This is a genomic window from Chromobacterium sp. CCUG 30098 (assembly GCF_059916605.1).
Map to the genome: position 1 here is coordinate 42,687 of NZ_JAUCGS010000013.1, position 23,279 is coordinate 65,965.

The following is a 23,279-nucleotide window of genomic DNA, read 5'->3' on the forward strand; positions in this document are numbered from 1 at the left end:
TATTTTCGTGGATTTCGTGGCTAAAGGGTTTGCCTTCCATGCCCTTCCGTGCGCTTCCGTGGCTAAATCGGTTTTTGTTTTTCCGTGGCAGGAATTTAAGAAGGAACGGAACAGATGACGGCGGACCAAGCTTTCGAACAAGGCAACCGATTGGCGGCGGAGGGCCGCTGGCGCGAGGCGGAGCAGGCGTTTGATCAATGTCTGAGGCGGAACGCCAAGGATTGGCAGGCGCTGGCCAACCGCGCCAACGCCCGTCTGCGCCAGGGCGACAGCGCGCGCGCGCTGGACGACTACCTGGCCGCCGCCGCGCTCAATCCGCAGTCGGTCAACATCAAGTGCAATCTGGCGGTGCTGCTCAAGGAGCTGGGCGAACTGGAACTGGCGGAAGCGCTGCTGCGCGAGGCCCTGGCGGCGGAGCCCGAGCATGTCGACGCCTGGAGCAATCTGGGCGTGGTCTTGCAACATCGTCTGCAATACCAGGAGGCCATCGCCTGCCATTTGCGCGCCATCGAGCTGGCCGGCGCGAGCCCGGCGCGCTGCAACAACCTGGGCTACGCCTGCACCTGCGCCTTGCTGCTGGACGACGCCATCGCCGTGTTGCAAGGCGGTTTGGAGCTGGACCCGAACGACGCCAATCTGCGCTTCAGCTTGTCCATCGCGCTATTGCTGGCCGGCCGCTACGCCGAGGCCTGGCCGTATTACGAGGCGCGCTGGGACGCCATCCTGCAACCGCGTCACCGCGAACGGCGCTGGCAGGGCCAGGCGCTGGACGCGTCCGCCTTGCTGCTGTGGGCGGAACAGGGCCTGGGCGACAGCCTGCAGATGGCGCGCTTCCTGCCGCGGCTGCGGGCCGAGCATCCGCGGGCGCGCCTGCTGCTGGCCTGCCCCAAAACCTTTCATCGCCTGTTCGCCCAATTCGACGGCGTGGAATTGCTGGAGCCGGAGGCCGCGCCGGCTTTCGATTGGCAACTGCCGCTGATGTCCTTGCCCGGCGCGCTGGGCGTGACGCTGGACAATCTGTCCGGCCAGCCTTATCTGAGCGCGGTGCCGGCGGCCGCGGTCCCGGCGCACGGCGGCGGCCGGCCGCGCGTCGGCGTGGTGTGGGAGAGCGGGCAATGGGGCGTGGGCAAGGCCGATCACTGGCGCCGCCATAAATCCGTGCCGCCGGAGGACTTCGCCGCTTTGTGCCGGCTGCCCGGCATTGATTTCGTGTCCTTGCAGCCGGGAGCGACGCCCTCGGCTTTGCAAGGTTTGTTGAGCACGCCGGCCTTGAACGACTTCGCCGACACCGCCGCCTGGGTGGCGGAGCTGGATCTGGTGATCACCGTCGATACCGCCGTCGCCCATCTGGCCGGCGCGATGGGCAAGCCGGTCTGGGTGTTGATGCGCGCGGAAAGCGCGCCCTTCTTCCTGGCCGCCGGCGAGCGCGCGCCGTGGTACGACTCGATGCGGGTCTGGCGCCAGGCCGAGGCCGGCGTCTGGGGGCCGGTGCTGGAAGGCGCGGCGCAAGAGTTGGCTCAGCGTTTTGCCGCCGCTTTGTGAGGCGGGACTTTCACCAGCGGGCCGCGGCGCGGTAGAATGCGCGGCTGTCAACGCTTGTTAACGAGAATGGGCATGAAAAAAATCACGAAAGCGGTCTTCCCCGTCGCCGGGCTGGGCACTCGCTTCCTGCCGGCCACCAAGGCCAGCCCCAAGGAAATGCTGCCGGTGGTGGACAAGCCGCTGATCCAGTACGCGGTGGAAGAGGCGATCGCCGCCGGCATGACCGAGCTGATTTTCATCACCGGCCGCAACAAGCGTTCGATCGAAGACCATTTCGACAAGGCTTACGAGCTGGAAACCGAACTGGAAAACAAGAACAAGCAGAAGCTGCTGGAAACCGTGCAGGGCATCATCCCGCCGTCGGTGTCCTGCATCTTCATCCGTCAGACCGAGGCGCTGGGCCTGGGCCACGCCGTGCTCTGCGCGCGGCCGGTGGTGGGCGACGCGCCGTTCGCGGTGATCCTGGCCGACGACCTGATCGAAGGCGCGCCGGGCGCGATGGAACAAATGGTCAAGCTGTTCGACGAAACCCACACCTCGGTGCTGGGGGTGGAAACCGTGGCGCCGGAGGAGACCGGCTCTTACGGCATCGTCAAGGTGGCGCCTGACGCGCGCGGCCATCAGCAGGTGGAGTACATCGTGGAGAAGCCGCGCCCGGAAGCGGCGCCGTCCAATCTGGCGGTGGTGGGCCGTTACATTCTGACCCCGCGCATTTTCGACAAGCTGGTCAACACCACGGCCGGCGCCGGCGGCGAAATCCAGCTGACCGACGGCATCGCGGCGCTGATGAAGGACGAGCCGGTGTTGGCGCTGCCGTTCAAGGGCGTGCGTTACGACTGCGGCTCCAAGCTGGGCTATCTTAAAGCCACGGTCAATTACGGCTTGCAGCATCACGAGGTGGGTGCCGAGTTCGCCGCCTATCTGCGCTCGCTGGCCAAGAACTAATCGTTTTTTCAATCACGCCGCTTGCTTCAAAGCGGCGTTTGCGTGTGTGAATCAAGGAGTCATCATGCCCAATATTGCCGAGGCCCGTGGCCTGATCAACAGCTCCGACGTGCTGTTTACCGCCGAGGAAGTCAGCGCGGCCGTTGACCGCATGGCGGTGGAAATCACCGAGGAACTGGGCGAAACCTATCCGCTGGTCTTGTCCGTGATGGGCGGCGCCGTGGTGTTTACCGGTCAGCTGCTGCCGCGCCTGGCTTTCCCGCTGGACTTCGACTACGTTCACGTGTCCCGCTACGGCGACAAGACCCAGGGCGGCGAACTGGTATGGAAACAAGCGCCCAAGGAAGACGTGCGCGACCGCGTGGTGCTGGTGCTGGACGACATCCTGGACGAAGGCCACACCATGGCGGCGATCCGCGACAAAGTGATGGCCATGGGCGCCAAGGCCTTCTACAGCGGCGTGTTCGCCAACAAGCTGATCAGCAAGGAAAAGCCGATGCTGGCTGACTTCGTCGGCCTGGACGTGCCGGACCGCTACGTGTTCGGCTACGGCATGGACGTGCGCGGCGCCTGGCGCAATCTGCCGGCGATCTACGCGCTGAAATAAGCGCGGCCAGATCGCGAAAAACCCCCGGCTCGCGTCAGCAAGCCGGGGGTTTTTATTTTTGGACCTGGTCTAAGAACGTGTTTCCGATCTCGCGAGCTAAGGCGAGACAAGGCGAAAACGGGCGAAAAAGCGGAATGTACAAGTGGTACATGAGCATTTTGAGCTCGGTTTCAACGCCGTATCGCCGACGCGCAGCAGATCGTAAACAGGTTCTCAGAGTCTGTTCAAAGCCTCGCGAGCTAGGGCGAGACAAGGCGTTGCGGCTGAGAAAGCGGAATGCTCAAGTGGTACATGAGCATTTCGAAGCCAGTTTCAACGCCCTTTACCTATCCATCCCGCCGACGCGCAGCAGATTATGAACAGGCTCTCAGGCGCCGGCCGCCAGCGCCGCGGGCTTCTGCGCCTGCGCCAAGGCGGCGTTGACCTGCCAGTCGTTGCCGTTGCGCTGCAAACGCACCGGCCAGCGGTAGACCGCCAGCAGCCGCTCCGGCGTCAGCACCTGTTCCGGCGCGCCGGCCACCACCAGCCGGCCCTGTTCCAGCAAGGCCACGTGGTCGGCGTAGCTGGCCGCCAGCGCCAGGTCATGCAAGACCTGCACCACGGTGCGGCCCTGGCGCGACAATTCCAGCAGCAGTTGCTGCAAGCGGTGCTGGTGGCGCAGGTCCAGATGGTTGGTGGGCTCGTCCAGCAGCAGCACCGGCGCCTGCTGCGCCAAGGCGCGGGCGATGGCCGCGCGCTGGCGCTCGCCGCCGGACAGCTGGTCCAGCCGCTTGTCGGCGTAATCGTCCAGCTCCACCGTGCCCAGCGCGTCGGCCACCGCGCTCTTGTCCTCCACCCGCGGCTGCGAGAAGGCGCCGAGGTAGGGCACGCGGCCCAGCATCACGAATTCGCGCACCGTCAGCGGAATGCCGGCCGGTATGTGTTGCGGCACCCAGGCGATGCGGCGCGCGCGCACCGCCGGCTCCATGCGGCCGACGCATTGCCCGGCCAGGCGCACCGCGCCGGCGCCGGGCGTGTTCAAACCGGCCAGCAGCCGCATCAGCGTGGTCTTGCCGGCGCCGTTGGGGCCCAGCAGCGCGCTGACCCGGCCGGTGGGCAAGTCCAGGTTGATGTCGTCCAGAATCCGCTTGCCGCCGATGTCGTAGGCCAGCTGGCGCACGCACAGGGTAGTGGTATCAGCCATTGATCAGACTCCTTTGTTGCCGCCGGAACAGCCATACGAAGAACGGCGGTCCGGCGAAGGCCGCCATTAAGCCCACCGGCAGATCGATGGGCCAGGCGATGGTGCGCGCCAGCGTGTCCACCGCCAGCAGGAATAAGGCGCCGGCCCAGGCCGACAGCAGGATCAGCCGGCGGCGGCAGCCGCCCAGCAGCAGCGCCAGCGCGTTGGGAATCATCATGCCGACAAAGCCGATCACCCCGGACAGCGCCACCGCGCCGCCGGTGGCCAGCGCCGCGCCGACGGCGGTGAGCCGGCGGGTGCGGCGCACATCGATGCCCAGCGAGCGGGCGGCGTCCTCGCCCAGCAGCAGGCAGTCCAGATCGCGGCCCACGGCGATCAGGATCAGCAAGCCCAGGCCGGCCACGCCCAGGCAGGCCAGCAGCCGTTCCGACGAGGCCGACGACAGATTGCCGGCCAGCCAGCTGGTGGCGGCGCGCAGCGTCAGGTCGTCGGACATGAAAATCATCAGGCTGGTGACCGCGCCGCAGAAGGCGCCCACCACCAGGCCCATCAGCAGCAGGCCGGCCAGGCCGCCGCGCACCAGCCGCGACAGCAATAGAATCAGCCAGGTGGCCAGCAGGCCGCCGCCGAAGGCGGCCAGCGGCAAGGACAGGCCGGCGGCGCCGATGGCCAGCATGCTGACCACGGCCAGCGCCGCGCCGCTGGACGTGCCGATCAGGCCGGGGTCGGCCAGCGGATTGCGAAACAACGCTTGCAAGGCCGCGCCGCTGGCGGCCAGCGCCGCGCCCACGCCCAGCGCCGCGGCGATGCGCGGCAGCCGCAGCTGGGTCAGCAGCGGATCGCTGAAGTCCGGCCAGGCGAGGCCGCTGCCGCCGCTGGACAAGGCCAGCAGCGGCAACAGCAGGCTGGCGGCGATCAGACCCAGCAGCAGCCAGCGGCCGCGATTGGGCGCGGCGGCTTCCATGCTCAGCGCGCTCACATCTTCACCATCTGCTCGACCACCGCCGGGCTGTTCAGTCCCACCATCATCGCGTCCTTGGCCGGCAGCAGATAGATGCGGCCCTGCTTGCCGGCCGGCGTGGAGGCGATTTCCGGCCGTTTGGCGAAGACCTCCTTGCCGCCGTGCACCGCGCCGGTGTGGCTGCCCAGAATGATCACATCCGGTTGCAGGCTTTGCCAGGCGTCGCGGGCCATCGGCTTGAAGCCGGACAGCTGGCTGGCGACGTTGACGCCGCCGGCGGCGCGGATCAGGGTGTCGGCGGCGGTGTCGCGGCCGGCCACCAGCTGACCGTCGTAGCTGACCAGATAGCGTACGCCGCGCGCCGGGCGCGGCGTCATCTCGCGTTGCCAGCGGCTGGCCAGTTGCTGGGCGTTGGCGTCGCGGCCCAAGAGCTGTCCCACTTTGCGGATCGCGTCGGCGAAGTCCGCGCCGTCCTCGCGGCGCGTCACCTCCTCGGCGCGCACCTGCAATTGGCGCAGCTGGGTCCACACCGTCGGCGGTTGCGCCTCGGCGCTGCCCAGCACCAGGGTGGGCTTGAGCCGGGCGATGGTTTCAGCGTTCAGCGCGCGGGAAAAGCCCACCACCTGGGCATGAGCCAGCGCCGGCGACTTGCTGGAGCGGTCGCGGCCGACGACTTCCTTGCCGGCGTCCAGCGCCACCACGATGTCGGCGATGTCGGGGGTCATCACCACGATGCGTTGCGCCGCCCAGGCGGGCAGCGCGGCGGCCAGGCCCAGCAGGGCGGCGAAGGCGAATTTAGGCGACATCGGCGCGCTCCAGTGCCGGCAGCTCGCCCAGCAGCTTGATCCATTCCACGCGTTCCGCCTGGCCCGGCTTGCGCTCGCCGAAGAAGGTGGCCAGCGACAAGCCCTTGTCGTCGAACAGTTCCAGCGAGGTCACCACGCCGTGATCGCCCGGCTTGCGGGTGACCCAGGCTTCGGCGATCAGATCGGTGCGCAGATGCAGGTTGAAGTGCGGGTCCAGCACATTGAGCCAGTTGCCGACGATCTGCACATTGCGCACCGGACCGGTGTGAATCTGGATCATGCCGCGGTTGCCGGCGAACACCATGATGGGGGCTTCGATATGGGCGGCGCGGCGCAGCAGCTGCTCCACCGCTTCCGGCAGCACGCGCCAGGCCTGGCCTTCCGGCGCCAGGCGGAAGCCCTGCTGCCGGGACACGCCCCAGCGGCGCAGGAAGGGATGGAAGGCGTGCACGTCCTGCAGGCTCTGCCATTCCTGCTGGAAGCCGGCCTTGTCGATGGCCTCGTCGTCCAGCTCCTTTGCTTCGGCTTCTTGCGGGTCTATGCTCAGCGCGGCCTTGGGCGCGGAGAAGGTCTCCACCAGGCGCTGGTAGGCGGCCGCATCGCTATTGGCGGTCAGATAGATCTTGTGCACCGCCTCGCCGAAACGGTCGAAGAACTGCAGGCTGCGCTGCTCGCCGCGCGCGCCGGCCGTGGTGACGGCGAAGGCGTGCTGCCAATGGAACAGGAAGATGCGCAGGTCGATGACCGGGTTGATGGCCAGGCCGATCTTGCCGTCGATCTGCACATTGCGGTAATCGCCGGTGGTTTCATGCACGCAGGCGTGATTGCGCGTCAGCGCCATCACCGGGCCCAACTGGGCGATCTGGCCCAGGATGTCGTTCCAATGCGGTTGCAGGGCCTGGCTGGCCGGGTCCGCGGCCACCAGTTCGGCCTCGCTGACGCCCAGGGCGTCGGCGGCGTCGCGCACGCGCAGTTTCGGCTGGCTGGCTTTCAGGATTTGATAACGATCCCACAGCTGGCTGAAGTCGGTCATGTTTGGATTCTCCTTGGAACGATCAAAAACGGGCGCCCGCCAAGGGGCGGGCGCTCGCGGTTAGAAGGTGTATTCGACGCTGGCGCTGAGGTTGCGGCCAGGCTGGGTGAACAGGTCCAGCGTGCGGTCGCTGCTGGTCTTGCCGCGCACGTCGGCGGCCTTCCAGTATTTCTGGTCGAAGACGTTGAACACGCCGGCGCGCAGCGTGGTGTTCTTGGCCGGCTTCCAGTAAGCGGTCAGGTCCAGCACGGCGTAGCCCGGAGCCTTGAACGGCGGCGAGGTCTGGCTGCTGCCCTGTTGCGCGACATTGGGCAGGCGGTCGTTGGCGCTGGCCAATTTCAGCAAAGCTTCGCCGCCGAAGCTGGCCTGGTCGTAGCGCAGGCCCAGCGTGGCGTTGAGCGGGGTGATGCTGGCCAAGGGTTCGTTCTTCTGCTTGTTCTGGCCATGGGTGTAGGCGATGGACGCCATCGCGCGCCAGCTCGGCGCGAAGCGCCAGGCGGCGCGGCCTTCCACGCCCTTGATCTCGACTTCGCCGATGTTCTGGTACTGATAGGCGGACAGGCCGTTGATCATGCCGATGTCGGCCAGATCGATGAAGTCCTTGTAGCGGTTGGCATAGGCGGTGACGCCGAAATCAAAGCTGTCCCACTGGCCTTTCAGGCCCAGCTCCACGCCGCGGCTGCTTTCGGACTTGAGATTGGGGTTGGGCAGCACTTGATAGCGCTGAATCGGGTTGGTGAACGCCATATTGGCGTCGTCGAACGGCGGCGCGCGGAAGCCGGAGGAGAACTGCAGGAAGCCGGTGTAGTGATCGGCGAACGGCAGGCTCAGGCCCAGCTTGGGCGAGAAGGCGCTGTCCTTGAAGGTGGGCACCTGATAGTTGTTGGGGTTGCCGTTGGCGAAAGCCTGATCCGGCTGCGGCGTCATCTTGTAGTGATCCCAGCGCAGCGACGGCGAGGCTACCAGGCCGTTGCCGAACTTGATCTCGTCCTGGACAAACAGGCCGATGCGCTCGGAGCGGCTGTCGGGGAAGGTCTTGTTGGGGTAGGTTTCGCCGCCGACGATATTGCTGGTGCTGCCGTTCGGGTTGTACTGGGTCTTGGTGCGCGGACGGCTGGTGTCGGTGCGGCTCAAGTCCGCGCCCCACAAGAGCTGGTGTTCGGCGGAGAGCGCCTGGAAGTTGTGTTCGGCTTCCAGGGTCAGGCCGTAACTATCCTGCTTGAAGCCGTAGTCGGACAAGATGCGCAGGCCGTTGCTGCGCCATTCGGTATTGGTGTCGGCGTTGTCCAGCTTCTGATAATAGGCTTTCACCGCCAGCCGGTCGAAGGCGCCCAGCTGCTTGCCTTCCCAGGCCAGCGACGCGCGGTCGCGCTGGGTGCGGTCTTTGGCCTGGTTGTCGGTAAGGGCGTAAGTGGTCCGGGGCACCGGCCCCAGCGAGTTCAGCAACGCGCTGTCGGTATCGCGTCGATAGTGCTCCAGCGTCAGTTCCAGCCGCTGGTTGGCGGCCGGCTTGAAGCCCAGCTTGGCCAGCACATTGTCGCTGTCCCAGCTTTGCGGATTCGGTTTGGTGCGCAGCGTGCTGCTGCTGTCGTTATTGCCCTGGTTGTCGGTTTCATGGCCGTTGCGATGGGTGTAGAGCAGCATCAGATCGGCGCGCTCGCCCTTGACACCCACGCCGGCGCTGCTGCCCCAGCCATTGTTGGCGGTGCCGCCAAAGCCCTTGACGCTGCCGCCCACGCCTTGCTCTTCCGGCACGAAGTCGTCCACGGTCTTGGTGCGGTAACCCACCACGCCGCCGATGGCGTCGGAGCCGTACAGGCTGGAAGTGGGGCCCTTAACGATGTCGATGGCGCGCAGGGTTTCCAGTTCCACGTAATCGCGGCCGGAAACGGCTCCGTTATTGCTGCCGCCGCCGGCATAGGATTCCGGCAGGCGGATGCCGTCGATCAGCATCAGGATGCGGTTGCCGTCGATGCCGCGGATGGTGTAACCGGCGTTGCCGCGGCGCGCCGGATCGGTGGCCACTTCCACGCCGGGCTCGTATTTGACCGCGTCGGCGATGTCGCGCACCAGTTGATCGTCCAGTTTGTGACGCGAGATCACGCTGGCGTTGGGCGCGGTTTCCGCCAGCGGTTTGCTGCTGCGGTGGGCGGTGACCTGAACGGTCTCCAGTTCCGCCGGCGTCGCCGCCAGCGCGGGCCAGGCGGCGGCCAGGCTCAGAACCAAGGGGGTGGCGCGAAATAAGGCCATGGAAACTCCAAACTTCCTAAGGTTGGGTGCTTCCGCTGGCTGGCTAGTCTTGGCTGGCTTGCGGTGTGTGTGGTCAGAGACCTATTTGATTAGGATGAGCTTGCCGTTGCGTGTGAGTTGCAAGCGATACATTTCGCCCTGATGCTCGATCAGGATTTCTCTGCCTTTGGCGAACAGCTCGCAGCTGCGCAGCACCGGCGACAGGTTGGCTGCGCTGGCCCCGTTGCCAAGTTTGGCCGCGTTTTGGGCATGCATGAATTTATCCATAGCCAAATGGTAACGATTCTCATTATCGAGTTCAACCAAGGAATGTGATTATTGCGCATGAAAAGTGCCAAATTGTGGCGGGATGGTCACAAATGGCCTGGTTGCCGTGCTACAGGCTAGGGATAATGGCGGTTTTTGCGCGGAGAGGCGGATGGAACTGAACGCTTTGATCAAGCCCTTGCCTTGTCCGGCGGGCGCGCCGCAGGCCTTGAGGCTGTACCGCGTGCGGCTGGATGTGGATTGGCCGGTGGACGAGGCGCTGCTGGCGGGCTTGAGTCAGGACGAGCGCAAGCGCTGCCTGCGCTATCTGCGCACCATCAACCAGCTGCAGTTCGCCTTGACTCGCTTGGCCTTGCGGCGGCTGCTGGCGCAAGAAACCGGCCTGGCGCCGGACGCGCTGATGTTTGAGCTGGGCGCCCATGGGAAACCCGTCTTGAGCCTGCCCGGCGCGCCGGTCTTCAATGTGTCTCACTCCGGCGCTTACGCGCTGATCGCCATCGCGCGCGGCGGGCAGGTGGGGGTGGACATCGAAACGGTACAGCCCATGCGCGACGTGCCGGCGCTGGCGGAGCAGACCTTGCTGCCGGGGGAGCTGGAACTATGCGGACACGGGCGGGACGTGGCGGCTTTCTTCCAGTTGTGGACCATCAAGGAGGCGGTGCTGAAAGCCTGGGGCGTGGGCATTGCTCAGCACCTGTCCGCGTTCGAGGCCTTGGAACTGACGAATAAGGAGCTGCCGTTGCGGATTGCCGCGCCCGAGCGCTGGCCGGCGACAAGAGCCTGGGCGCTGGAGGCGCCGGACGGGTATAAGGCGACCTTGGCTTGGGCAGAGAGCTAAGAACCTATTTACGATCTGCTGCGCGTCGGCGGGATGGATAGAAAGGGGCGTTGAAAACGAGCTCAAAATGCTCATGTACCGTATGTGCACTCCGCTTTTTCGCTTGTTTTCGCCTTGTCTCGCCCTTGCTCGCGAGACTTTGAGCAGGCTCTGAAGCTGTTCACGATCTGTTGCGCCTTGTGGAGCCTTACTCGGTGAGTGCGCCTTGGTTCGCGAGGCTTGGGTTCCCAGGCGCAAGCGGAGGAGGGGTTATGGGTTTGCGTGAGAATGGTCTTGTACGAATCAATACAAACCAGGTGGCTATTGCGGACGGCTTGCGCGGCAAGCCGTTTGTCTTTGTGGTGTGGTTTGCGCGGACGACAAAAAACCCGTCATGTCGCCATGACGGGCTTTTGCTAATGCTGGCGTCCCCACGGGGAATCGAACCCCGGCTACCGCCGTGAAAGGGCGGTGTTCTAACCGCTAAACTATAGGGACTTAAATTGTGGCGCACCCGGAGCGATTCGAACGCCCGACCCTCTGGTTCGTAGCCAGATACTCTATCCAACTGAGCTACGGGTGCTAGTGGCGTCCCCACGGGGAATCGAACCCCGGCTACCGCCGTGAAAGGGCGGTGTTCTAACCGCTAAACTATAGGGACACTTAAGTTGTGGCGCACCCGGAGCGATTCGAACGCCCGACCCTCTGGTTCGTAGCCAGATACTCTATCCAACTGAGCTACGGGTGCGCTGTCTTGCGAGACGTTGTGTCTTGCGAGAAGCGGAATAATATAGATCCGGCTTTTGAGCGTCAAGGATTTTTGAAAAAAATTTCACATGGCCGCGAGCGGACGGATTCAGGATGTCGCCTCATGCCAACATGCTAATCCCGATCTTCCGGCCAAAGCCCCATCCGGGGCTTTGGTCGTTTGGAGGGGTTAGGCCAGTTCCTGCATTTGCATCGTGGTCTGTTGCAAGCGGCGGGCGAAGGGTTCCAGCAGGCAATACACCTGCTCGCATTCCAGCGTGTCTAGCTTGGATTGCTCCAGCATCGCCGCCAGCGCCGACAAGGCGGTGCTGACTTGATTGAATTCCAGGCTGAGCAGATGAAGGCTGTGATCGAAGTGTTCGCAGTACTCGTCGAGTTGCCGCAATAGCGGGTCAATCGGGTGGAGCGTGGCATCCTGCTGACGCAAGCTTTTCAGTTGGAGCAGCAAGGTGGGGAGCGAAGGGATGTGATGGGAATGAGCATGAACGGGGCTAGTCATGACGACTCCTTGATGAGCGTTAAGCCTACCTCATCGCTGCCAAACGGGGAGACAGGCGCGTGGCAGGGTTGGCAGACCGGCATCAAGGACCCGGCGCGTGCAAGCACGCCCCCACCACGGCCAGCCTTAGCGTAAGACTTACCCTGTGGTGTGCAACGGACGTAAAAATGCCGCGTGCAGCGGCTGTCCGCCTTGATGTTCGAGCTGCCAAGCCCGGTGCTGAAGCACAGCACGGCCGGATTATCACGTGCTTGCGGCGGGGAGGCAAGGGGCGGGCGTCCGCTATGGCGGCATTGTGAGGCCGGGCGCGTTTGCGCCCGGCGTTTCGTTGGGTGGTTGCGGCTTAGACTCTGTTTACGATCTTGGGAGCAAGAGCGAGACAAGGCGAACTCGCCGTGTAACGCTCCACAACGCGCAGCAGATCGTAAGCAGGTTCTTAGCGCCGCTAACAACACCTCGCAGAGAAGCTGAGCCAAGGCGCGCCGACGCAGGCAGTACCAGTAGTACGGCAAGGAGGCGCAACGCAGGATCAGGGGTTTTGTTAGCGGGTCTTAGGCAAGGTCCGGCATGGCGGCGGCGGGGCTGGACAGCGCATCGGCGAGTTCGCTGTTGAGGCGGGCGAGCACGGCGTCCCGGGCGCTGGCGATGAAGAAGTGGTCGCCGTCGAACCAGTGCACGCGCGCGGGCGCGGCGGTTTCCCGCTGCCAGCCTTCGGTCTGTTCCGGCAGACGTTGCCGGTCGCCGCGCCCGGCCAGCACGGTGATGGGCAGGGCCAGCGGCGGGGCCGGCTGGTAGCGATAGGTTTCCACCAGTTCGAAGTCGGTGCGCAGGGTGGGCAGCAGCAGATCCATCATTTCCCGGTGGGCCAGGATTTCCGCGGGCGTGCCGTTGTAGTCGCGCAGCGCGTCGATGAAGCCGTCGTCGTCCATCCGGTGCAGCATGCGCGGCGGCTGGCGGTGTTGCGGCGCGTCGCAGCCGGACACGATCAGCCGCAGCGGCTGCGGCCGGCCTTGGGCGCGCAGCCGCCGCGCCAGTTCGAAGGCGATCAGCCCGCCCATGCTGTGGCCGAAGAAGGCGAAGGGCAGTTCGTCGTCCAGCGGCAGCTCCCGCGCCAGCGCGTCCACCAGCGGCGGCAGCGCCTTGAAGCCGGCTTCGCGGAAGCGGGAGGCGCGGCCGGGCAGTTGCGCGGCGCAGACTTCCACTTCCGGAGGCAGCCGGCCTTGCCAGCCGGCATAGGCGCCGGCGTGGCCGCCGGCGTAGGGAAAGCAGTACAGGCGCAGCCGCGGCGCTTGGTTGGCGGACTGGCGCTGGAGCCAGGGGGTGGGGTGCATCGATTCAGTCTCCTGTTTGCAGGGAAGGGGTGGCTCGGGCGTCCGCGGCGCCGGGGGGCGCGCCGATGGCGCGCAGCCGGGGGCTGCACAGGGCCAGCACGGCGACGCCGATCAGCAGCAGGCCGGCGCCGGCGAACAAGGCGCGCACCGGCGCCGAGGTCAGGCTCAGGCCGGCCAGCGTGGTGGACAAGGGCGTGACCGCCGCCATCATGAACATCAAAAAACTCATCACCCGGCCGCGCATCTCCGCCGGGATGCGGGCCTGGATCCAGGCCATCAGCCGGACTTGGACCAGGCCGCCCAAGAGTCCAATCAAGAACATCATTGCGCAACTGGCGGCAAACGCGGCGGACAGGCCCAGGCCGATGATCAGCGCGCCCATCAGCGCGTCGGCGCAGAATACCATCCATCCCAGCCGGCCCAGCGCCTTGGGCGGCAGCAGGCTGAGCAGGGCCATGCCCAGCAGGCTGCCCGCGCCTTGGGCGGACAGCAGGGTGCCGAAATGGCCGGCGTCCAGGCCCAAGACGTTCTTGACCAGCAGCGGCAGGCCGATCTGGATGGGGCCGGCGGTCAGGAAGGCGATCACCGCCCAGTAGAAGAACAGCGCGCGCAGGGTGGCGTCGCCCCAGGTCCAGGCGGCGCCGCGGCGGATGGCGCGCAGGATGCCGGCGGCGGATTGCGTCGGTGTCGGCGCGGCGGCGGCGAGCGGCCGCAGCCGGCTGAGCATCAGGCCGGCGCTCAGGAAGCAGGCGGCGCCCAAGAGGAAGGCGAGGCCCAGGCCGCCGCCGGCGCGGACGCCGGGCAGGGCGATCAGCGCGCCGGCCAGCATGGGGCCGGTCAGCAAGGTGAGCTGGTTGACCGCCATGAACACGGAGTTGGCCTGTTGCAGCCTGTCTTCCGGCACGGTGTTGGGCAGCAGGGCGGCGGCCGACGGTCCGGTGAAGGCGGCGACGACGCCCATGGCCGCGGCGAAGGGATAGAGCCAGGCCAAGGGCAGCCCGCCGCGGTAGGCGGCGTAGCCGAGCAGGGCCAGCAGCGCCGCGCAGCACAGCAGCGAGCACTGGAACACCCGCCGCGGCGAGTGCCGGTCCGCCACCGCGCCGCCGACGATGATGAACACCGCGCGCGGCAGTTCCATCGCGGTGACGACCAGGCCGAGGGCGAGGCCGTCGCCGCCCAGCTGCAGCACCAGCCAGGGCAGGGCGATCAGCGCGGTCTGCTGGCCCAGGATGGAGCAGAACCAGGCGGCGGAGAGCCAGAGAAAGCGCCGGTCGCGCCAGAGCGAGGACGGCGGGGCGGCGAGGACGGCGGACATGGGCTTAGACATGGCGTTCTCGCATCGCGCGCTCCAAGCTGTCCGCCAGCCCGGCCACATGCGGCTCGCGCAGCATGTCGGCGTGTTCGCCGGCGGCGCGGAACACCTGGACCGGGCCGGCGGCGTAGTCGGACCAGCCCAGGTCGGCCGGTCCGGCCATGCTGGCGGCCAGCCCGTCGGTGACCCACACCGCCACCGGGCAGGGCGCGGTTTGCGGCTGATGGCCGCGCAGGCTGAGCAGGTTGGCGCGGTAGACGTCGAACATGGCTTCCACCCGGCGCGGGTCCATGCCCTGGGGGAACAGGCCGGAGTCTTGCACCCGCCGGCTGAGCAGCGCGAAGCGCCCGGCGCGGTCCAGCGGCCGCAGCATGTCTTCCGAGACGGCCAGCGTTTTGCCGGTGGCGATTTCCACGGTGCGGGCCATGTAATGCAGCAGCCCGGCCTCGTCCTGGGGCAGCTCGTTCAGGAAGCCGGCGTCTGGGCGCGGCGGCGCGTCCAGCGCCGCCAGCAGGCTGACTTCGACGCCGGTCTCGACCAGCCGCCGCGCCAGTTCCGCCGCCACCGCGGCGCCGAAGGAGTGGCCGGCCAGGATCAGCGGTCCGGGCAGGCCGGCTTGCCGCACGGCGGCGGCGTAGCGTTCGGCCATGGCCGCCACGCTGTCGTCGGCGGCGACGGCCGGGTCCAGCCCCGCCGCTTGCAGGCCGTAGACGCGCCGGGGCGGCGATAGCCGCTCCACCAGCTTTTGATAGCCGATGATCTGGCCGGAACCGTCGTGCACCAGCAGCAGGGTGCCGTCGTCGCCATCGGTCCGGATCGGCACCAGCACCGACGGCGCGGCGGCCTGGCCGGCCTCGGCCACCAGCCGGGCGAACTCGGCGACGGTGCCGGAGGTGAACAGCGAGGCCAGCGGCAGCTCCACGCCCAGTTCCTCGCGGATGCGGGATAACAGTTGCAGCGTCAGCAGCGAGTGGCCGCCCATGTCGAAGAAGCTGTCGTCCACGCCGATGCGCGGCAGGCCCAGAACGGCGGCGAACAGCGCGGCCAGCTGTGTTTCCAGCGGGGTGCTTGGCGCGCGGTAGGCGCGCGCGGCCAGCTCCGGCGCCGGCAGCGCGCGGCGGTCCAGCTTGCCGTTGGGCGTCAGCGGCAGCGCCGGGAGGCTGACCCAGGCGCTGGGAATCATGTATTCCGGCAATTGCTCCGCCAGCGCGCGGCGCAGCGCGGCGGTGTCCGCCTCGCCGTCCGCCGGCACTAGATAGCCCACCAGCCGCGCGGCGGCGGGTGGCGCGTGGTGCAGGGCCACCGCGGCGGCGGCGATGCCGGGCTGGGCGCTGAGCGCGGCTTCGATCTCGCCGGTTTCGATGCGATAACCGCGCAGCTTCAGCTGTTGGTCGCCGCGGCCCAGGTATTCGATGCGGCCGTCCGCCAGCCAGCGCGCGCGGTCGCCGGTGCGGTAGATCCGCTCGCCGCAGCGGAAGGGGTTGGGGAGGAAGCGCTCCGCGGTGAGCCGCGGGCGGCGCAGATAGCCGCGGGCGACGCCGGGGCCGGCGAGATAGAGTTCGCCGGCGAGGCCGGGCGGCGTCGGCTGCAAGGCCTCGTCCAGGATGTAGGCGCGGTAGCCGGGGATGGCGCGGCCGATGTCGACGGGCTGGCCGTCGCGCGCGGCGATTTCCGTCGCGGTGCCCCAGACGGTGGCCTCGGTGGGGCCGTATTCGTTGTAGAAGCGCCGGCCTTGGCCTATCAGGTCGCCGGCCGACACCGTTTCGCCGCCGAACAGGACCGCGCGCAGCGATCCGCCCCAGCCGACGGGCTGGGCCTGGGCCACGGTCCGGTACAGCGAGGGCAGGCTGAGCCAGACTTCGGCCCGCTCGCGCTCCACCAGGCCGGCCAGGTAGCCGGGCTCCAGCTGGCCGCCGGCGCGGCTGAGGATCAGCCGGCCGCCGCAGGCCAGCGACCAGAACAGCAGGGCCACTGAGCTATCGAAGGAGAAGGAGGGCAGCAGCAGGAAGGCGGTGCCCGGCCGCGACAGTTCCGCCGGATAGAAGGCGAGGCGGGCGGCGGTGGAGGCGTGGAGATTGCCGTGCTGGATCGCCACGCCCTTGGGGACGCCGGTGGAGCCGGAGGTGTAGATCAGGTAGGCGGGGTGCTCGGGCCGCAGCGGGCGGACGCGCTCGGCGTCGGCGGGGTTGCCGTCCGGCAGCGCGGCCAGTTGCGCTTGCAGGGCCGGCTCGTCCAGATTCAGCCGCGCCGCGCCGTCCGGCAGCGTGGCGTCGCTCAGGGTCAGCACGCAGCGCGGGGCGGCGTCTTGCAGCATGAAGGCGATACGGGCCGGCGGGTAGTCCAGGTCCAGCGGCAGATAGGCGGCGCCGGCTTTCAGCGCGGCGAGCATGGCCACCACGGCGTCGGCGGAGCGCGGCAGCGCGATGGCGACGATGTCTTCCGGGCCGACGCCGAGCCGGATCAGGCCGCGCGCCAGTTGATTGGCGCGGCGGTTGAGTTCGCCGTAGCTCAGGCTGAGGCGGTCGTCGCTCAAGGCCGTCGCTTCCGGCGCGGCGGCGGCGCTGGCCTCGATCAGGGGCAGCAGGGTGGCCGGCGCGGACGCCGCGTCGCCGTCGTCCGCCAGCAGCCGCCGGCTTTCGTCCGCGTCCAGCAGCGCCAGGCGCGGCAAGGGTTGTTCCGCCTGGTCGGCCATGGCCAGCAGCAAGCGTTGCAGCCGGGAGGCCAGGCTGCGCGCGCCGGCGTCGGTGAACAGGTCGACGTCGTATTCCAGCATCGCCTGCAGGCCGCCGTCGGCTTCGTGCACGGTCAGGGTCAGGTCGAAGCGCGGCGAGCTGTCGTCGTTGGACAGGGTTTCCAGCTCCAGCCCCGGCAGGCGCAGCGTGTCCAGCGGCGCGTTCTGCAGCACCAGCATGGTCTGGAACAGCGGGTTGCGCGCCAGCGAGCGCTCAAGTCGCAGCGCGTCGACGATGGTTTCAAACGGCATGTCTTGCAGTTCGTAGGCTTCCAGTACCACGTCGCGGACCCGCGAGAGCAGTTGCAGCGCGTTGGGCGCGCCGCTCAGATCGACGCGCAGCGCCAGGGTGTTGACGAAGCAGCCGATCAGGCCCTCCAGGTCCAGGTGATTGCGGTTGGCGATGGGGCTGCCTATCACCAGATCGCGCTGGCCGCTGTAGCGGGACAGCAGTTCGGCGTAGCCGGCCAGCAGCACCATGAACAGGGTGCCGCCGGCGCGCTCGGCCAGCCGGCGCAAGTTCTGGGTCTGGGCCGGCGAGAAATCGAAGCGGACGAAGCGCCCGCGGCGCGGACCGCCGGCGCCGCGCGGCCGGTCGCCCAGCAGTTCCAGCGCCGCCGGGGCGTCGGCCAGGCGCGTTTTCCAGCGCGCCAGCATCTGGTCGTAGCGTTCGCCGGACAGGGCGTCGCGCTGCCATTGGGCGAAGTCGCCGTACTGGATGGGCAGGGCGGGCAGGCTGGGCGGGCGTTGTTCCCGCGCGGCGGCGTAGAGCTCGCCGAATTCACGCACCAGCACGCCCAGCGACCAGCCGTCGGACAGCGCGTGGTGCAGCGCGATCAGCAGCGCGGCGTCGTCCGGGCCGATGCGCAGCAGGGCGAAGCGCAGCGGCGGCGCGGCCTCCAGGTCGAACTTGGGCCGGGCGAAGGCGTCGGCGGCGCGATTCAGCGCCGCGTCCAGGCTGTCGCCGGCGTCCACGCGCAGCGTCAGTTCCTGCAGTTCCGGCCCGTCGCCGCCGTCGACGATTTGCCGCAGCTCGCCGTCGCTCAGCGCGAAACGGGTGCGCAGCGCCTCGTGGCGGCGGACCACGCCGGCCAGCGCGGCGCGCAGCGCGGCCAGGTCCAGACGGCCGCGCAGGCGCAGGCCCTGGGCGATGTTGTAGACGCCGTGTTCGCCCTGGTCCAGCCGTTCCAGGAACCAGAAGCGCTGTTGGGCGAAGGAGGCCGGCAGCGGCCGCGAGCGGTCGGCCGGCGGGATGCGGCGCTCCGGCGCGGCGGGGTCTTCCAGCGCGACGCGTGCCGCCAGCGCGGCGGCGAATTCGGCCACCGTGGGGTGTTCGAACAGGGTGCGCAGCGGCAGTTCGACGCCGAATTCGGCGCGCAGCCTGGACATGACCCGGGTGGCCAGCAGGGAGTGGCCGCCGGCTTCGAAGAAGTTTTGTTCGCGGCCCAGGCCGCTGACGCCCAAGACCTCGCCCCAGAGGCGGGCCACTTCGTTTTCGGCGCGGTTGCGCGGCGGCGCGCCGGCGTCGGCGCCGTTTTGTTGGGCCTGGCCGGGCTCGGGCAAGGCGCGCCAGTCCAGCTTGCCGCTATGGGTCAGCGGCAGCTTGTCCAGGGTGACGAAGGCGGCCGGCAGCATGTAGTCGGGCAGGTGCGCGGCCAGGTGGCGGCGCAGCTCGGGTCCCAGCGCGTCGCGCGGCTGGCTTTGCGCCGGGGTGTTGAAGCAGGCGGCGGGCTCGCCGTCGTCGTTCCCGTCCAGCCGTTCCAGCGCCAGCGGCGGCAGGGCGTCGGCCGCGGCGGCCAGCGCCAGGTCGAAACGGCCGTTGGCGGCGTCCTCGCTCCAGCTGAGGCGGGCGGCCAGGCCGGCGGCCGCGGCTTCGGCCAGCAGTTCGGCCGGCTCGGCGGCGTCAGACGGCGCTTGCGCCCGCCAGGGCTGGCCGTCGGCGGCTTCGTCGTCGGCCGCGCTGTTGGCCGGATCATGATCCAGCCAGGCGAGGAAGCGGTTGACCTCGGCGGCGCGGCGGTTGGCCAGGCCGGGTTGCAGGCGCGAGGCGTCGGCGGCCGGCGCGGCGGCGGCGCGCGGCGCGCCCTTGCTCAGCACCACGTCGTAGCGGTAGGTGGTCAGCTCGCAATCGCCGCCGTCTTCCTTCAGGCGGATTTCGATCGCGGCGATGTCGCCGCGGCGGCGCGCCAGGCGGCGGAACAGCGCCGGGTCCACCAGCAGTTCCTTTTCCTCGGCGATCAGCGCATCCAGTTGACGGCGCAGTTCCGCCCGCGTCGGCGCGGCGACGGCGGGCAGGCGGCGCAGCAGGCGGCTGGCCTGGAAGTGGCGCAGCAGGCCCAGGTGGCGCAGGTCGCCCAGCAGCAGTTTGCCGCCGGGGCGCAGCCGCGCCAGCGCCTGGTCCACCACGTCCAGGAAGTAGGCGGCGTCGGGGAAGTATTGCGCCACGGAATTGACGATCACGGTGTCGAAGTCGTCCGGCAGGCCGGCCAGCTCGCGGGCTTCGCGCCGCTCCAGCGTCACCTGTTCCAGGCCGCGCGCGGCCACGGTGCGGCCCAGGCGCTCCAGCGCGCGGGCGGAGAAGTCCAGGCCGTGGTAATGCTCGCAGTCCGGGGCGACGGCGAGCAGCAGCATGCCGCTGCCGACGCCGATTTCCAGCACCCGGCGCGGGTTCAGCGCGCGGATGCGGCTCAGGATCTCGTCGCGCCAGCGCCGCATGTGCTCGGCGGGAATCAACGCGTTGTCGTAGGAGTCGGTCCAGCCGACCAGATCGAGGTCGGCGTCCTCGGCCGGCGCGTCTTCGTAGATCATGTCGAAGGCGGGCAGCCAGCCCTTGTCCTTGTCCTTGGCGGCGGCGGCGTCCACGCCGTTGCGCTTGGCGACGTAGGCGACCAGCCGCGCCTGATCGCCGTCGCCGCGCACCACCACGGCGGCTTCCGCCACCGCCGGGTGCTGGCTGAGCAGGGCCTGGATTTCGGCGGTTTCGATGCGGAAGCCGCGCAGCTTGACCTGTTGATCGGCGCGGCCGCGGTATTCCAGCTCGCCGCGCGGGGTGACGCGCGCCAGATCGCCGCTGCGGTAGAAGCGCAGGCCGCTGTCCAGGTGCGGGTCCGGCATGAAGCGCTGGGCGCTCAGCTCCGGCTGGTTGACGTAGCCCAGCGCCACGCCGGCGCCGCCCACGTGGATTTCGCCCACCATGCCCGGCGGCACCGGCTGCAGGGCGTCGTCCAGCAGACGGATGCACAGATCGGGCAGCGCCGCGCCGATCACGCTGCCCAGCTTGCGCTTGATCTCGGGCAGGCCGATGCGACGGAAGGTCACATGCACGGTGGTTTCGGTGATGCCGTACATATTGATCAGCCGCGGGTAGTCGTCGCCGTGGCGGTCCAGCCAGGGTTCCAGGCTGCTCAGGTCCAGCGCCTCGCCGCCGAAGACGACGTAGCGCAGCGCCAGATCGCCTTCGCGCGGGTTTGCTTCCTCGGCGGCCATCAATTGGCGGAAGGCCGACGGGGTCTGGCTCAGCACGGTGACTTTTTCCTCGCACAACAACTGGTAGAAGGCGTCCGAGGAGCGGGCCAGCAGCGGCGGCACGATCAGCAGGATGCCGCCGTGGGCCAGCGCGCCCCAGATTTCCCATACCGAGAAGTCGAAGGCGTAGGAATGGAACAGCGTCCACACTTCGCGCGGGCCGAACTGGAACAGCTCGGCGCTGCTGGAGAACAGCCGGGCGCAGTTGCGGTGGCTGACCGCCACGCCCTTGGGCCGGCCGGTGGAGCCGGAGGTGTAGATGATGTAGGCCAGGCCGTCCGGGTCGTCGCCGGCCGGCAGCGCCGCCGCCGGCGCGGGCTCCGCCGCGTCCAGGGTCAGCAGCGGGCCGGCGAAGGGCGGCAGCGAGGGCGCCAGCGCCTCGGTGCTGAGCACGGCGCGCGCGCCGCTGTCTTCCAGGATGTAGCGGATGCGGTCGGCCGGATAGGCCGGGTCCATCGGCACATAGCCGGCGCCGGCCTTGAGCGCGGCCAGCACGCCGATCAGCATTTCGAAGGAGGGCGTCAGCCACAGGCCCACCGGTTCGCCCGGCCGCACGCCGGCGGCCGCCAGCCGCCGTGCGGCGGCGTCCGACAGCCGTTCCAGTTCGCCGTAGCTCAGTTCCCGGCCGTCGCAGCGCAGCGCCGCGGCGTCGGCTTGCCGCGCGGCGAAGCGGCTGAAGGCGCGGTGCACCGGCTCGCAATCGACGGCGGCGGCCTGCCGCGGCAGGGTCAGCAGGGCGGCGGCCTGCTGCGGCGTGGTCAGCGGCAGCGCGGCCAGCGGCGCGTCCGGCTGACGGCTGGCGGCGTCCAGCAGCAGGCTCAGTTGTTCGGCGAGGCGCTCCACCGAGAGCCGCTCGAACAGCGCGGTGTTGTAGGAGAAGGCGCCGGACAGGCCGTCCTCGGTCTCGCGCATGAACAGCTCCAGATCGAAACGGGCGGCCTCCTGGCTCAGCACCGGAGTCAGCCGCAGCCCGTCCAGCGTCGGCATCGCCGCCGGGATGTTGAGCAGGGTGAAGGCGACCTGGAACAGCGGGTTGCGGCTGGGGTCGCGGCTGGCCTGTCCCAGCGCGCCGACCAGTTGGTCGTAGGGCACGGCGGCGTGCTCCACCGCGTCGCGCATGGTGTCCGATTGCCGGCGCGCGAACTGGCGGAAGCTGTCCGCGGGGCCGATGCGGCCGCGGATCACCAGCATATTGGCGAAGAAGCCGATCAGCCCCTCGGTTTCCACCCGCTCGCGGCCGGCCAGTGAGGTGCCGATGGCCAGATCGTCCTGACGCGCGTGGCGGGCCAGCAGCGCCTGGAAGGCGGACAGCAGCAGGCAGAACAGGGTGGTGCGTTCGGCCGCCGCCAGCCGGCGCAGGCGCTCGGCGGTATCGGCGTCGATGTCGAAGCCCACGGTGGCGCCGTCGAAGCCCTGCACCGGCGGCCGCGGCTTGTCGGTGGGCAGCTCCAGCGTGGGCAGGCCGGCCAGCTGGGTTTTCCAGTAGGCGAGGTCGGCGTCCCAGCGGTCTTGCCGGCCGTTGGCGTGCTGCCAGCGCGCGTAGTCCAGGTACTGGATGGGCAGCTCGGGTAGTTCCGGCGCGCGGCCGCGGCTGAGCGCGGCGTAGGCGCGGGCCGCCTCGTCCATCAGCACCGTCAGCGACCAGGCGTCGCCGACGATGTGATGCAGGGTCAGCACCACCGCGTGTTCGTCCGCCGCCAGCTTCAGCAGCGCGATGCGCAGCGGCTGGCCGACGGACAGGTCGAAGGCGTGGGCGCTTTCGCGGCGCGCCAGCGCCTCCAGCCGGGAGGCGGCTTCTTCGGCCGGCAGGCCGGACCAGTCCAGGCGCTCGATGGCCGCGCGGCCGGCCGGCTGCGGGATCTGCGCCGCCGCGCCGTCCACTTCGCGGATGGCGGTGCGCAGCGAGGCGTGGCGCGCCACCACGCAATCAAAGGCCCGGCACAGCGCGTCCGCCTGCAAGGCGCCGCTCAGGCGGAAGGCGGAGCAGATATTGTAGGCGGCGGCGCCGGCGCTCAATTGGTGCAGGAACCAGAGCCGCTGTTGTTGGAAGGACAGCGGGCCGGAGGCGGCGTCGCCGCGGGCGATCCGCCCGCCGTCGACGGGCGCGGGGGCCGGGAGCAAGACGTCCAGTTCTTGTTCCAGCAAATGGTCGAGAAGGTCCAGGTCGTTATCGTTCCAATCGCTAACGCTCATTTCAATGGCTTTCCAGGTGATGTGTTGTCGGCGCCCATCGGGCTGCGCGTCCATCGCGCCCGATTTGATTTCGATTATTTTTCGAGGTCTGTAAAAATATTCAATTTATGCGGTATATTCTTTGGCGGGTTTTGTGAGTCGGTATTCTCCGATTTAAACAATTCCAATTAGCAATGTTTTGGTTGGATAAATAGATTTATTTAGAAACTGTTTTAATTTTCTAGCGACGGCACGGAGGTTGATATGACGCAGGACGCGATGAACGAAACCAAATACATCGTGGTGGTGAATCACGAGGAGCAATATTCGATATGGCCGGAATATCGCGACATTCCAGCCGGCTGGCGCTCGCTTGGCGTCAGCGGCGCGGAACAGGAATGCCTGGACTATATTGAAAAGAATTGGACGGATATGCGTCCCTTGAGCCTGAGGCAGTTCATGCAGGAAAATCAAACGGCTTCCCCTTCCGCGAATTAATGGTTTCTATGTCTTGTTTTTGAAGTCGCCGC

Annotated in this window: 15 protein-coding genes and 4 tRNA genes; 5 read left to right on the top strand and 14 right to left on the bottom strand. The window is 68.1% G+C overall.

What is annotated here, in order from left to right; genetic code table 11:
* The first annotated feature begins 114 nt into the window (after window positions 1-114).
* The 3 genes from QUG03_RS21270 (at window position 115) to QUG03_RS21280 (ending at window position 3,094) form a co-directional block, all read left to right on the top strand.
* Window positions 115-1,542 (top strand): tetratricopeptide repeat protein, encoded by a 1,428-nt coding sequence (locus QUG03_RS21270; RefSeq protein WP_500820931.1) that lies wholly within the window; start codon window positions 115-117, stop codon window positions 1,540-1,542.
* Window positions 1,543-1,614: 72 nt separating this feature from the next.
* On the top strand, window positions 1,615-2,487 hold the full coding sequence (gene galU / locus QUG03_RS21275; protein ID WP_500820932.1) for a UTP--glucose-1-phosphate uridylyltransferase GalU: 873 nt from the start codon (window positions 1,615-1,617) through the stop codon (window positions 2,485-2,487).
* A gap of 64 nt (window positions 2,488-2,551) precedes the next feature.
* On the top strand, window positions 2,552-3,094 hold the full coding sequence (locus QUG03_RS21280) for a hypoxanthine-guanine phosphoribosyltransferase (RefSeq protein WP_019103182.1): 543 nt from the start codon (window positions 2,552-2,554) through the stop codon (window positions 3,092-3,094).
* A 367-nt stretch (window positions 3,095-3,461) separates the two neighbouring features.
* On the opposite strand, the gene QUG03_RS21285 is transcribed toward QUG03_RS21280, so the two are convergent.
* The 6 genes from QUG03_RS21285 to hemP form a co-directional block, all read right to left on the bottom strand.
* Window positions 3,462-4,277, bottom strand: coding sequence for an ABC transporter ATP-binding protein (locus QUG03_RS21285; protein ID WP_107798069.1), 816 nt, complete (start codon window positions 4,275-4,277; stop codon window positions 3,462-3,464).
* Entirely contained in the window at window positions 4,270-5,256 is a 987-nt protein-coding gene (locus QUG03_RS21290; protein WP_500820933.1) for a FecCD family ABC transporter permease, read from the bottom strand. Before QUG03_RS21290 ends, QUG03_RS21285 begins: the two co-directional genes overlap by 8 nt.
* Window positions 5,253-6,044, bottom strand: a complete 792-nt coding sequence (locus QUG03_RS21295) for a heme/hemin ABC transporter substrate-binding protein (protein ID WP_500820934.1) — start codon at window positions 6,042-6,044, stop codon at window positions 5,253-5,255. The genes QUG03_RS21290 and QUG03_RS21295 overlap by 4 nt, the downstream gene beginning before the upstream one ends.
* On the bottom strand, window positions 6,034-7,077 hold the full coding sequence (locus QUG03_RS21300; protein WP_107798071.1) for a hemin-degrading factor: 1,044 nt from the start codon (window positions 7,075-7,077) through the stop codon (window positions 6,034-6,036). Before QUG03_RS21300 ends, QUG03_RS21295 begins: the two co-directional genes overlap by 11 nt.
* 60 nt (window positions 7,078-7,137) lie before the next feature.
* Entirely contained in the window at window positions 7,138-9,327 is a 2,190-nt protein-coding gene (locus QUG03_RS21305; protein WP_486636504.1) for a TonB-dependent hemoglobin/transferrin/lactoferrin family receptor, read from the bottom strand.
* Window positions 9,328-9,408: 81 nt separating this feature from the next.
* A complete protein-coding gene (gene hemP / locus QUG03_RS21310) occupies window positions 9,409-9,582 on the bottom strand; it encodes a hemin uptake protein HemP (RefSeq protein WP_107801622.1) in 174 nt (57 codons plus the stop codon).
* A 163-nt stretch (window positions 9,583-9,745) separates the two neighbouring features.
* Between hemP and QUG03_RS21315 the strand changes: the two genes are divergently transcribed.
* Window positions 9,746-10,432 (top strand): 4'-phosphopantetheinyl transferase family protein, encoded by a 687-nt coding sequence (locus QUG03_RS21315; protein ID WP_500820935.1) that lies wholly within the window; start codon window positions 9,746-9,748, stop codon window positions 10,430-10,432.
* Window positions 10,433-10,834: 402 nt separating this feature from the next.
* Here QUG03_RS21315 and QUG03_RS21320 read toward each other — a convergent pair.
* The 8 genes from QUG03_RS21320 to hmlG form a co-directional block, all read right to left on the bottom strand.
* Window positions 10,835-10,909, bottom strand: a tRNA-Glu gene (locus tag QUG03_RS21320).
* Window positions 10,910-10,917: 8 nt separating this feature from the next.
* Window positions 10,918-10,994: transfer RNA gene (locus tag QUG03_RS21325), tRNA-Arg, on the bottom strand.
* 3 nt (window positions 10,995-10,997) lie between these two features.
* Window positions 10,998-11,072: transfer RNA gene (locus QUG03_RS21330), tRNA-Glu, on the bottom strand.
* Between the two features lie 10 nt (window positions 11,073-11,082).
* A tRNA-Arg gene (locus QUG03_RS21335) sits at window positions 11,083-11,159 on the bottom strand.
* 189 nt (window positions 11,160-11,348) lie between these two features.
* The gene (locus QUG03_RS21340) at window positions 11,349-11,678 is read right to left on the bottom strand and encodes a hypothetical protein (protein WP_500820937.1); all 330 of its coding nucleotides are present in this window, start codon (window positions 11,676-11,678) and stop codon (window positions 11,349-11,351) included.
* Window positions 11,679-12,229: 551 nt separating this feature from the next.
* Window positions 12,230-13,009 carry a thioesterase II family protein gene (locus QUG03_RS21345; protein ID WP_500820938.1) on the bottom strand — a complete coding sequence of 260 codons (780 nt, stop codon included), beginning with the start codon at window positions 13,007-13,009 and terminating at the stop codon, window positions 12,230-12,232.
* Between the two features lie 4 nt (window positions 13,010-13,013).
* Complete coding sequence (hmlH, locus tag QUG03_RS21350) at window positions 13,014-14,324, bottom strand: jagaricin export MFS transporter HmlH (RefSeq protein ID WP_500820944.1); 1,311 nt, start codon at window positions 14,322-14,324, stop codon at window positions 13,014-13,016.
* A gap of 4 nt (window positions 14,325-14,328) precedes the next feature.
* Window positions 14,329-22,770, bottom strand: a complete 8,442-nt coding sequence (hmlG, locus tag QUG03_RS21355) for a jagaricin-like haemolysin non-ribosomal peptide synthetase HmlG (RefSeq protein WP_500820939.1) — start codon at window positions 22,768-22,770, stop codon at window positions 14,329-14,331.
* Between the two features lie 243 nt (window positions 22,771-23,013).
* Here hmlG and QUG03_RS21360 point away from each other — a divergent pair, with 243 nt between their 5' ends.
* Window positions 23,014-23,247: an MbtH family protein gene (locus tag QUG03_RS21360; RefSeq protein WP_107798078.1), complete on the top strand. Its 234-nt coding sequence runs from the start codon at window positions 23,014-23,016 to the stop codon at window positions 23,245-23,247.
* The last annotated feature ends 32 nt before the right edge of the window (window positions 23,248-23,279 follow it).

Coding starts and splice junctions, on each gene's coding strand:
- QUG03_RS21285 (WP_107798069.1), bottom strand. CDS start 4,277: ATGGCTGATACCACTACCCTGTGCGTGCGCCAGCTGGCCTACGACATC.
- galU (WP_500820932.1), top strand. CDS start 1,615: ATGAAAAAAATCACGAAAGCGGTCTTCCCCGTCGCCGGGCTGGGCACT.
- QUG03_RS21300 (WP_107798071.1), bottom strand. CDS start 7,077: ATGACCGACTTCAGCCAGCTGTGGGATCGTTATCAAATCCTGAAAGCC.
- QUG03_RS21360 (WP_107798078.1), top strand. CDS start 23,014: ATGACGCAGGACGCGATGAACGAAACCAAATACATCGTGGTGGTGAAT.
- QUG03_RS21295 (WP_500820934.1), bottom strand. CDS start 6,044: ATGTCGCCTAAATTCGCCTTCGCCGCCCTGCTGGGCCTGGCCGCCGCG.
- hemP (WP_107801622.1), bottom strand. CDS start 9,582: ATGCATGCCCAAAACGCGGCCAAACTTGGCAACGGGGCCAGCGCAGCC.
- hmlH (WP_500820944.1), bottom strand. CDS start 14,324: ATGTCCGCCGTCCTCGCCGCCCCGCCGTCCTCGCTCTGGCGCGACCGG.
- QUG03_RS21280 (WP_019103182.1), top strand. CDS start 2,552: ATGCCCAATATTGCCGAGGCCCGTGGCCTGATCAACAGCTCCGACGTG.
- QUG03_RS21315 (WP_500820935.1), top strand. CDS start 9,746: ATGGAACTGAACGCTTTGATCAAGCCCTTGCCTTGTCCGGCGGGCGCG.
- QUG03_RS21305 (WP_486636504.1), bottom strand. CDS start 9,327: ATGGCCTTATTTCGCGCCACCCCCTTGGTTCTGAGCCTGGCCGCCGCC.
- hmlG (WP_500820939.1), bottom strand. CDS start 22,770: ATGAGCGTTAGCGATTGGAACGATAACGACCTGGACCTTCTCGACCAT.
- QUG03_RS21345 (WP_500820938.1), bottom strand. CDS start 13,009: ATGCACCCCACCCCCTGGCTCCAGCGCCAGTCCGCCAACCAAGCGCCG.
- QUG03_RS21340 (WP_500820937.1), bottom strand. CDS start 11,678: ATGACTAGCCCCGTTCATGCTCATTCCCATCACATCCCTTCGCTCCCC.
- QUG03_RS21270 (WP_500820931.1), top strand. CDS start 115: ATGACGGCGGACCAAGCTTTCGAACAAGGCAACCGATTGGCGGCGGAG.